Raw genomic sequence first — 10,347 nt, 5'->3', positions numbered from 1 at the left:
ATATCAGGTGTCCACCAAAAGGGGGTCAGGTCCCATCGATGCCATGCTTGCTGCCATCCACGAACAGACCGTATCCATTGCCGGCGCAGAATACGCCGAACTTGGCGTAGCAATGTCCGCCACAGATGCACTAACCAAACTCGAGCATCGTAAAGAAATCGAAGCGCAGGTACTCAAGCTGATTCAGGACATTCCGCAGACCGAGATTCTTTTATCCATGCCTGGTATCGGCCCGCGTAGCGCAGCGCAGATCCTCATGACTGTTGGCGATATGTCCGACTTCCCCGATGCAGCGCACCTAGCATCCTATGCAGGGCTATCACCGCGGACGAATCAGTCAGGAACGTCTATCATGTCGAATTCGCCTAACCGGGCTGGCAACAAAAAATTAAAGAACGCCCTATGGCAATCGTCTTTTGCATCGATCAGATTCCACGAGCGTTCCCGGCAATTCTATGAACGAAAACGCAAAGAAGGCAAAAGACACAACGCCGCAGTCGTCGCACTCGCACGCCGGCGCCTCAACGTTCTCTTCGCCATGATGCGAAACGGCGAGCTCTACCGAGACATCTCCACAGTCCAGGAGGCCGCAGCAGCCTAGAACCAACAGACCCTCACCTCAAGCCGATTGCACAGCAAGCCCAATCGGCTCCTCACCGTGCCCGAAAACAACATCCACAAGGAAAAGCAGAAACCCTTCACCCCCCCAACAAACTCACCCACGGAATTGACAAACTATATAGGAACACCTCCCTGGGCGATGGTGCAGGCGCGGAGAGCGCCGCTGTTGCCGATGCCGCGCCCAACACCGCGACGGTAGTAGAGTACCCGCTGCCGGTGCAGGAGTTTGCGGTGACCCGCTACGATTTGCCCGCCGGCACCACGGTTTCCACGCAGCTTCCCGGACCGGCCATCGCCCTGGCTACTTCTGGTGTGGTCACGGTAAACGACCTGGAGCTAGCCCCGGGCGAGGCCGCCTGGTTGCCGGTAACCGGCGGCGACACTACCCGCCTTAGCGCGGCCGCGGGTAAAGATTCGCAGCTCTTTATCGCGGCGGCGCGCCCTGCGCGGCAAGTAGCGCTACCGCGCCGCTGGGGACGCCGCCGCGCGACAAGTAGCACTGTCGCGCTAACCGGCGCTATTTACGACATGGTGGGGCGGCGGAACGCAGCTGCGGCGGCTAGCAGCACTACGGTGAGTGCTACCATCCAGGCCACGAAAGCCCAGACTGCGGTGCCGGGCTGGCCGGTGGCAAGGATTTCGGCGCTTGGCGTGCCGTCGATGGCGGCGCCGGCGCGGGCGGCGAAGGTAAGCGGATTCCACCGGGCGATGGGTTGAACCACACCAGCGAATTGCTCCACGGGCACGAGGCCGCCGTTAAGTGCCATGGCCGCCATGATGATGGGGGCCGGGCCAATGGCGGCCTCCGGGGTGGCGCACATCGCGCCCACCATGGCCGATAGCGAGGCGGCCACCACCGCGCCGAAGATGATGACTAACAGCACCCAGCCAAACCCGGCCAGCGTGTGAATACGCAGGCCAGAAGCCACGGAAGCCAGCAGCACCGCGCAGCCGGAGATAAGGCTGCGTAAGGAATCGAAACACCAGCGGCCGAAGATCTCCGGGCTGGTGCCGTAGCGCGTGGTCGCGATGCGGGTGGTGATACCGCGTTGGCGTTCCTTAATTATCTGCGCGGCGGCGGAGGTGCCATTCATCAGTTCGCTGGAAAGGATGAGCGCGATGGTAAGCGGTAACGCGTCGAGCGTGGCAGAGCCTTGCGAGGCCGCCATGAGGTCGCCAAACAGCCACCGCATGACCAGGAACATCAAAACGGGACCAGCCACGGTATTGGTAATTACCGCGCTATCGCGGCGGGCGGCGCGCAGGTGCCTTCCAAAATGCGTGGCGACAGTGGACAGCCAGGTGGTGTCGTGCGACACGGTGGCGGTGGTGTGGTTAGTCATGTTTCCTCCCCTGGAAAGCGGTGATAAAGCCCCATACGCCAACGACGGTCATGGCGATGAGCCAGCACAGTGCTTCGACTCCGCGCGCCCCCAGGGCAGCGCCACCTAGTAGGTTGCGGGCGGTGTCCAAGATGGGAGATAGCGGTACGTGCCGGATGATGGGGCCAATGCCGCCGGGCAGCGCATCCGCAGGCACGAATGCGGTGGAGAACATCACCATGACCAGCACGAGGTTTTGGAAGAGCAAGGACGCCGAGGTGGGCTTGGGGGCCAACAGGCAGGAGCCATCGATAAACGCGGAGAGGATGATGGTGAGGGCGGCGAAAAGGGCGATGGTAAGGATAATACGACCCGGTCCGGCAGCGTAGCGGGCACCGAGCAGGATCGTGGTGAGGACGACGATGCTGCACGACCACGCGGCGCGGGTGAGATCTGCCAGCAGCCGGCCGACGACCGTGGCCCAGGCGGGCGTCCCGGTGGCGCGGATGCGGTCGTGGATGCCGTTTTCGGCGTCACGCGTAATCGCCAAGGAGGAGCCCCCGGCGGCGAACACAATCGCCTGAATAACGCCGGCGGGCAGGAGGAAGGCGGCGTAATCGATGCCGAGTTCCGTCGAAGCCTTGGCGAAGGTGGCGTAAAAGATGACCATGAACAGGCTGGGTATTGCCACGGCGGAAACCATTACGGCCTTGTTGCGGACGGTGCGCAGGACATTGCGGTGCCACGAGGCAGCGACTGCTCCGAGCGCGTTCACTGGGAGCCTCCACCGGTGTGGGGAGCCTGCTGCGCGATGTCGCCGGACCCGGCGATAGCGAAGTAGACATCGTCCAAGGAGGGCGGAACCAAGGAGACGTCCGCGACCGAGGTGTCGTCGCCATCCCACAAGGCCAGCGCCCGGACTAGGGTGCGGTGGCCATCGGGCGCATCGACGCGCAATACGGTGTCCTCTTGGCGGCAGTCGATGCGGTGTTCTTGCAAGGTGTGGGTGAGGCGTGCGGCATCGTCCGGGCTAGACATCGTGATGAGGCACACCGTGGTGCCATAGCGGTCCTTGAGCTCGGCGGGGGTGCCTTCGTCGAGCACCTTGCCTCCGGCGAGCACGGCGACGCGGTCTGCGAGCTGGTCAGCTTCTTCCAGGTATTGGGTAGTAAGCAGGATCGAGGTGCCGTCGGCCGCCAGCCCGCGGACGGTATCCCACACGGAGCTGCGCGCGGCGGGGTCGAGGCCCGTGGTCGGCTCGTCGAGGAACAGCAGCGCGGGCGGGACAGTGAGGGAGGCGGCGATATCTAACCGCCGGCGCATGCCGCCCGAGTATGCCGAAACCAGGCGGTCGGCGGCGCCAACCAGATCGAAGCGCTCAAGAAGTTCCGCGGCGCGGGCCTTCGCATCGCTAGCTTTAAGCCCTGCCAGGCGGCCAAAGAAGATGAGGTTTTCCTTGCCGGTAAGCTCCTCATCCACTGCGGCGTATTGCCCGGTCAGCGCGATGGAAGCGCGCACCTTGGAAGGATCCGTGGCTAAGTTGTGGCCATCGATGATGGCGGTTCCGCCCGTGGCGGGCAGCAGCGTGGAAAGGACATTGACCAAGGTTGTCTTGCCGGCACCATTGGCGCCTAGGACGGCGAGGATGCCCCCGCGCGGAATGGCGAGGGTCACACCGCGCAGGATTTCCGTTCGCTTCTTGACTTTTCCCAGGCTACATCGCAGATCTTGGACATCAAGCACCAGGTCGCGGCCTTTTGCGTGGGCGCTGGTTGAGGGGACTGCGGTGGCGCTGGGGTCACCGCTAGCGGTTGCCGTGGTGGGGTTTTCTTTCATGATTCATCCCTGGATATACGTCAACGGTCTATTAGACGGCGCACCGATTCTCCTACCGCAGAAGGAAAACCGATTATTGCCCGCGAACGATGGATTGTGGTCCACGGAGCAAGCGCCTGGGGTAGTGCCAACTAATCCTTAGAAAATGATGTATGTCTAGCGGCACCGGGTCGTGCACAGCGCCCCGCAGGAGAGGTCTGCACAGGTCGGCTGATCGGCGGCGACGCTGCAGGTTGCTGCAAAGTTGAGCATACCATAATTAGGCATGGCATGCTTGACAATTAAGTCGAAGGCCTGTAAGCTACCAAGTGTGAGCTAAGAATCTGGGTATTCCGACTAGTCAGGGTCAAACCGCGTGGCTGACCGTAATTCGTATTGTGGCTCGCGCCTCTCAAGCACAAAGGAGGATCCATGGATTCTCGAGAGCAAATCGAAGATAAGATTCTCTGCGGTCAGCCCTTCCGCCCTATTGAGGACCCGGATCTCTATTACGAGATGATGGAGGCGGCGGAGAAGTGTCACGATCTCAACCAGCTTCGTCCACTTCAAACAGCGGAGAAGCAGGCAGTGATGGCAGACCTGCTTGGTGAACTGGGGGAGCGCTTAATGGTTTTCCTGCCATTTCATGTCCAATATGGCTCGAAAATCAAGGTCGGAGATGGCGTGACCTTCAATCGAGGAACTACGGTACTTGATATGGCCCCGGTGACATTTGGCAATGAGGTCATGGTTGGTCCATGGTGTTCCTTCTTTGCTGGCAATCACGCCTTAGACCCCGTAGAGCGGCAATACATGGTGTGTACCGGGGGTGCGATCACCATACAAGACCATGTGTGGCTTGGTGGCAATTGCACGGTAACTGCGGGTGTCACGATTGGGCATGGTGCAGTAATTGGTGCTGGCAGTGTTGTGACAAGAGATATTCCGCCCATGGTACTCGCAGCCGGTAATCCGTGCCGAGTCATTCGTGATATTGGCCCGGAAGATAAGCTCATGGGGGAGTCTTGGGTTCCTGAGTGGCCTAGTTGGATTACGGATTGAGACGGCTGTGAAAGTTCTCGCGGTCGTCCTGGGTTCTGAGGGTGATATGCTGCCATTTGCGCACCTTGGTGTCGCACTTCGAGATCGTGGCCACCAGTTTGTTTTGGCTGGGTTTAGCGAATTCGGCGGGAGTTTTCGTGCAAACGGGGTGGACTACATCGAGTTACCCGGTGATTACCGGGCGTTAATGAAGCGCCTTTTGGGCGATAGTAAAGGCATGATGGACACTGTCTTAGGTATCCGTGAGATGATATCTGACGCCCACGTTTTCGATGTGTTAGAGCATGCCATGGATGGCGTTGACGTGGTCATGTACACCCAATTCAGTGAAGTTGCTCGGTTGTTAGGGGCTGCACGCGGAGTCCCCAGCGTTCGGGTGCAGGTTTTCCCTACCGAACCCTGCCTCCGTTACAGCCTCGTGGATCCGCGAAAACTGGACGGCTCTGTCGGAGCTCTGGTCACCCACTGGATGTCCAATACTCTGATGGCTTGGGCGATGCGCCCAGTGATAGCGGCATGGCGCCGTAGGTTGGGGCTGCGTCAGCGAGCGCTCTCCTCTCCACCAACCACGATCTACCAATTCAGTCCCGCGTTGAGTCCGCCGGCGCCGGAATGGAAAAACCACATTCACGTCACTGGCGAGTGGCTTGACCCGCACCACAGTGAACTCGCCCTAGACCCAGCAGTCGAGGAGTTTGTGGCTGCCGGCTCGGCCCCGGTTCTGGCAAGCTTTGGGAGTATGGTCTCAGATCGCGTTTATGACCTTCAACGATGGACTCGAGACGCGTGCATCGAGCATGGTCTGCGGGCGATAATCGTCGATCCCGATCATGAGCCTGGTGTGAGAGAAGGAATCCTCACCGTCGCCCGGGTCCCGTTCGCGACTGTGCTTCCGTGGTGCCGTGCAGGCATCTGCCACGGCTCACTGGGCACCACCGGGGCGATCCTGCGCGCCGGCAAGCCGTGCCTTGCGGTTGCATTCGGTGGTGACCAACACTTCCATGCCAACGCAGTTTGTCGAAACGGTGCCGGGCCGAACTATATTGACGCCCAGCGAGGCGAACTGAGTGCCCAGTCCCTGGCCGCCGGAATTGCCGATTTGGTAAGTGGAGCATACGACTCCGCAGCCCGCAGGATGCCCGAGTTGCTTGCCACAGACCCGGGTACCGTCGCAGCAGTAGAAATCGTGCTTAATCAGTCCGACCTAGCGAAAGGCGAAAAATGACAGAAATCAGCTGCGAGGGAGTCTTTCCGTTTGTGGCCGGACATCGCACTGGAACCCTCTTGTTTTGCTTCCATCACGCAGGAGGCAGCGCTTCCGTCTATCGTGGATGGGTGGGGGTCAACCCAAGCATTGACGTGGTGCCGGTGGAGCTTCCCGGAAAGGCAACCCGTCGCCGAGAGAAATGGGTAAGCGACTTTGACAAGCTCGCCGATATGTGCGCAACCGAGATAGTAGATCTGGCGGCGGGCGCGCCGATTGCGTTGTACGGCCACTCCATGGGGGCAGCGCTGGCCTACCAGGTTGCTGCCTGCCTGCAGCAGATGCATCGGCCCACTATACCGGAAGCCGTGGTGGTGGCCGCACGGCAGGCGCCCGGAGAAACCGTGCCTGGGGAATACCACTCGTCAATGGGGTTCGGTGCGCTGCGCAGGGAGTTTGAGAAGGTAGGTGGCACACCACCTGAGATCCTTGCCAATGATGATGTGATGAAGCTGCTGCTCGCTGACATTCGTCGCGATTATGTGTTACACGAGGGCTTTCACCATGCAACCACGGTGCTTCGCTCTCCTGTGCTGGCATTGGCGGGGGATAGCGACCCAGCTGTCAGCCCAGAGATGCTTTCCCGGTGGGAAAATTTTACCAGCGGTAGTTTTGAACTGAAGGTCCTGCCGGGTGGGCATTTCTTCCCGCTCGATACTGGAACCGAGTTCCTCGACCTGCTTGCCGGTTTTCTAGCGGGAATTACTGGGAACACTGCCTGGTTAGCGCGGAACAATGCGTGATTGTGACTGTTGAGTAAAGAGGCCCCGATGACCGAACAAAAACCACCCATTACATTTAGGCAAATATCTCAACCTGCCCACCGGCAGATCACGGTGTCGCTGCTATTGGCGGTGCTGGCGGCGGTTTTGTCGCTGGTGCCGGTAATCGTGCTGGTTGAGCTGGTGCGCACCGTAATGCTGTCCTTCCAGGGAGAGCCGATAGATGCGTCAAAGCTGTGGCTGCTAGTCGCGGCGCTCATGGTGGCCACCGTCCTACATGGACAGGCAACCGTGAAGAGCCTCCAGGTAAGCCACCAGGCCGACGGCCTTTTGGGCGAGCACTTACGCCAGCAGCAGATTACCAAGCTGGGTAGGCTCCCGCTGTCTTGGTTTACGCGGACACCGTCGGGGACTGTGAAAACCTACATCGAAGACGACGTCACCAAGATCCACCAGCTCATCGCCCACGCGCCGCACGATTATTCGGCCGGTGTACTCGTACCGCTATTGAGCCTGGGATACATGTTCGTGGTGGACTGGCGGATAGGCCTGCTGGGCCTGGTACCACTGCTGTTGGCAGTGGCCACCATGCCGTTTATGATGCGCGAGTTTCAAGAAAAGGCGGAGAAATTTAAGTCCAGCCAGAAGCAGCTAGACGCCGCCGTCGTAGAGTTGGTGCGCGGCATCCCGGTTATCAAGGTGTTTGTTCCGGAAGGCTACGACGAGAGCATTTTCCTTAGTCGTTCCCGGAGTTTTGGTGGGTTCTATCGCGAGTGGTTGCACGCCACCGTACACCCCACCGCTTTGATGAAGATCTTCACCTCCACCGGGTTTGGCCTGCTGGTGGTAGCCGCGGCCAGCCCGTGGCTCATCACGTCTGCGGGCGTACCAGTGGCCGATGTGCTGGCAGCGTTTTTGATCATCAACAACATCGCCGCGCCTCTGCTTATGCTTTCGCGCACTAACATCATGTTTTCGGAGGCGAAGGCTGCCGCGGCGGATCTCACCGAGTTCTTCAACATCCCGGTATTGCCGCCCGCTGCTGGCGGCAGGGAGCCTGCAAACGCCGGAATTGAGTTGAAAGATTTAAGCTTCTCCTACGTGCCGGACACCCCGGTGCTTTCCGGCATTAACCAAAAACTTACCGCCGGCAGCATCACTGCGGTGGTGGGACCTTCCGGCTCGGGGAAGTCCACGTTAGCCGCGCTCATCCCCCGGCTATTAGACCCCACGGAGGGGTCGGTGCGCATTGGTGGCGTCCCTAGTACTGATCTCCGATCTGACCAGCTCTACCGTAGGGTAGGGTTCGTCTTCCAGGACCCTTACCTTATGCGGATGAGCGTGCGGGATAACATTCGCCTCGCTCACCCGGAGGCCACCGACGCAGACGTGGTTCGCGCCGCCCGCGCCGCCCAGATTCATGAGCGCATTACCCATCTGCCGCGCGGCTACGACTCGGTGGTGGGAGAGGACGCGCAGCTTTCCGGTGGCGAGCAGCAGCGGCTGGCTATTGCCCGGTCCATCTTGCTCGACGCGCCGATCCTCGTGTTGGATGAGGCCACCGCTTTTGCGGATCCGGACTCCGAGGCCGCGATCCAGCGGGCCATTACCGAGCTGGTGGCCGGGCGCACGCTAGTAGTTATCGCACACCGGCTCCACACGATCACCGGCGCTGACCGGATCCTCATGCTGGAAAACGGTGAGGTCACCGAAGCAGGCACTCACGAAGAGTTAGTGGCGGCAGGCAAGGGCTACGCCACGATGTGGGCACGCTACCAAACCGCGCAGGCGGGCATCCAAGGGGAGGAAAAATAATGATCCGCACGCTCTATTCACTGGGCAGTCCGGCTGATCGTCGCCGTCTGGTGCTGGTCCTTACGCTAATTGGGATTTCCGCGGTGGCGTTGGCCATTGGCCTTATCCTCATTGCACTGTTTTTGGACACGCTGTTTAGCGAAGATCCCGCGCAGGCCGCAGCATGGTTGCCCTGGATCATTATCTCCGTCCTCGTCTACGCCGCCGCAGACTGGCCCACTGAGGTTATTGCCCAGGACCTGGGGCATGATTACGTGCTGCGCATCCACCGGCTTATCGCCGATCGCACGGCACAGCTACCCCTGGGCTATTTTGAAGAAGATCGCGCCGGCCAGATCGGTGTTGTAGCCACCAGCGGTGCGCTGTTTGCCGCTAACGCGCCGGCAATGATGCTGCGGCCCATGCTGCACGGTGCTGCCTCGGCCGGTTTGGCTTGCGTGTTTCTCATCGCCGTGGACTGGCGGCTGGGGCTGGTTACCGTTGCAGTGGCTGCCGTGGTGTGGTTCGCCTATAACCGCCTAATGCGGCAGTACCGCGTGGCAGAGCGCCAGAAGGGCGAGCGCAACGAGCACGGCGCCGCGGAGGTGCTGGAGTTCGCCCAGGTGCAGCCGGTGCTGCGCATGGCTGGGCCGGATTCGCTGGGGGAGCGCGCCGTGCGCGCCTCGATTCGAGAGCAGCTTAGCGCCCAGCAGCACACCCAGAAGACAGGTGAGATGATCATGGGTCGTCTGGCTTTAATCATCATGGTCGGTACCGTGGTCATTGATGCCCTGGCCACCGTGCTACTTCTCAACCACTGGCTAGAAGCAGGCACCTACATTGGCGTCATTGTGTTGGTGTTCATCCTGGCTCGCGTTGCTATGTCGGGCATACCCTACGGCGAGGGCTTGGAATCCGCGCGCAATACCTTAGATGAGATCCAAAAGATCCTCGATGCGCGGGTGTTGCCGGAGCCTGCGGTTCCGGCGGCGCCACGCGACTATGGCATCGAGTTCGATGGGGTGGGCTTTGGCTACGAACCCAACACCCCAGTGGTCCGCGACGTGAGTTTCCGCGTGGCGCCCGGAACTACTACTGCGTTGGTGGGTCCCAGCGGCTGCGGCAAGAGCACCTTGCTAAAACTTGCGGCACGCTTCTATGACGTTGACCAGGGGACCATCCGTATCGGTGGTGTGGATATTCGCGATCTTGGCTCCCGGGCGGTGTTGGATTCGCTGGCTATGGTGTTCCAATACGTGTACCTCTTCGAGGACACACTGTATGAAAACATCCGCCTGGGCTGCCACAATGCAACGCGGGAGGAGGTGCTCCGCGCAGCGGAGTTGGCCGGTGTCACCGAGATTGCCCGGCAGCTGCCGCAGGGGTTTGACACCCTGATTAGCGAGGGCGGGCAGAATCTCTCCGGTGGTGAGCGTCAGCGTGTCTCCATCGCTCGTGCGCTACTGAAGGACGCGCGGATCGTGCTGCTTGATGAGGCGACTAGCTCTCTAGACGTGCAGAATGAGCACCTTGTGATGCGCGGTATGAAAACGCTTTCTGCCGAGCGCACCATCGTCGTCATTGCGCACCGGCTGCACACCATCCGCGACGCGGACCAGATTGTGATGATGAGTCCCTCCGGCACCGTGGAGTCTATCGGCAACCACGAGGAACTCATGGAGAGTTCCCCACGCTACCGCAGCTTCTGGGGTGAAAAGAGCGACGCCACCAGCTGGAAGCTGTAGGG

The 10,347-nt window shown here is 60.5% G+C and carries 9 protein-coding genes; 6 read left to right on the top strand and 3 right to left on the bottom strand.

The annotated features are described in order from the left end of the window. The coding region (locus HMPREF3155_RS12620; RefSeq protein ID WP_141761330.1) for a transposase at positions 1–601 on the top strand (601 nt) is incomplete at its 5' end. Positions 602–1,142: 541 nt separating this feature from the next. Here the strand turns inward: HMPREF3155_RS12620 and HMPREF3155_RS04755 are convergent. The 3 genes from HMPREF3155_RS04755 to HMPREF3155_RS04745 are packed head-to-tail and all read right to left on the bottom strand — an operon-like array spanning position 1,143 to position 3,779. Further along, positions 1,143–1,964 (bottom strand): ABC transporter permease, encoded by an 822-nt coding sequence (locus tag HMPREF3155_RS04755; protein ID WP_014303356.1) that lies wholly within the window; start codon positions 1,962–1,964, stop codon positions 1,143–1,145. Then, positions 1,957–2,718, bottom strand: a complete 762-nt coding sequence (locus HMPREF3155_RS04750) for an ABC transporter permease (RefSeq protein WP_014303357.1) — start codon at positions 2,716–2,718, stop codon at positions 1,957–1,959. Before HMPREF3155_RS04750 ends, HMPREF3155_RS04755 begins: the two co-directional genes overlap by 8 nt. Next, positions 2,715–3,779, bottom strand: a complete 1,065-nt coding sequence (locus tag HMPREF3155_RS04745) for an ATP-binding cassette domain-containing protein (protein WP_014303358.1) — start codon at positions 3,777–3,779, stop codon at positions 2,715–2,717. The genes HMPREF3155_RS04750 and HMPREF3155_RS04745 overlap by 4 nt, the downstream gene beginning before the upstream one ends. Positions 3,780–4,190: 411 nt before the next feature. Between HMPREF3155_RS04745 and HMPREF3155_RS04740 the strand changes: the two genes are divergently transcribed. The 5 genes from HMPREF3155_RS04740 to HMPREF3155_RS04720 all read left to right on the top strand — a co-directional run bounded on the left by HMPREF3155_RS04740 (position 4,191) and on the right by HMPREF3155_RS04720 (position 10,345). Continuing rightward, a complete protein-coding gene (locus tag HMPREF3155_RS04740; protein WP_014303359.1) occupies positions 4,191–4,820 on the top strand; it encodes a sugar O-acetyltransferase in 630 nt (209 codons plus the stop codon). A gap of 7 nt (positions 4,821–4,827) precedes the next feature. Next, entirely contained in the window at positions 4,828–6,045 is a 1,218-nt protein-coding gene (locus HMPREF3155_RS04735; RefSeq protein ID WP_023018094.1) for a glycosyltransferase, read from the top strand. Continuing rightward, complete coding sequence (locus tag HMPREF3155_RS04730; protein WP_023018093.1) at positions 6,042–6,827, top strand: thioesterase II family protein; 786 nt, start codon at positions 6,042–6,044, stop codon at positions 6,825–6,827. Before HMPREF3155_RS04735 ends, HMPREF3155_RS04730 begins: the two co-directional genes overlap by 4 nt. Positions 6,828–6,920: 93 nt before the next feature. Further along, positions 6,921–8,621: an ABC transporter ATP-binding protein gene (locus HMPREF3155_RS04725; RefSeq protein WP_246816174.1), complete on the top strand. Its 1,701-nt coding sequence runs from the start codon at positions 6,921–6,923 to the stop codon at positions 8,619–8,621. Beyond that, positions 8,621–10,345 (top strand): ABC transporter ATP-binding protein, encoded by a 1,725-nt coding sequence (locus HMPREF3155_RS04720; protein ID WP_014303363.1) that lies wholly within the window; start codon positions 8,621–8,623, stop codon positions 10,343–10,345. The genes HMPREF3155_RS04725 and HMPREF3155_RS04720 overlap by 1 nt, the downstream gene beginning before the upstream one ends. The last annotated feature ends 2 nt before the right edge of the window (positions 10,346–10,347 follow it).

The sequence above is a fragment of the Corynebacterium sp. HMSC06D04 genome (assembly GCF_001807315.1).
Classification (GTDB): Bacteria; Actinomycetota; Actinomycetes; order Mycobacteriales; family Mycobacteriaceae; genus Corynebacterium; species Corynebacterium simulans.
Note: the sequence above shows the minus strand (reverse complement) of the source record. Positions and strands in the feature narration are given on the sequence as shown.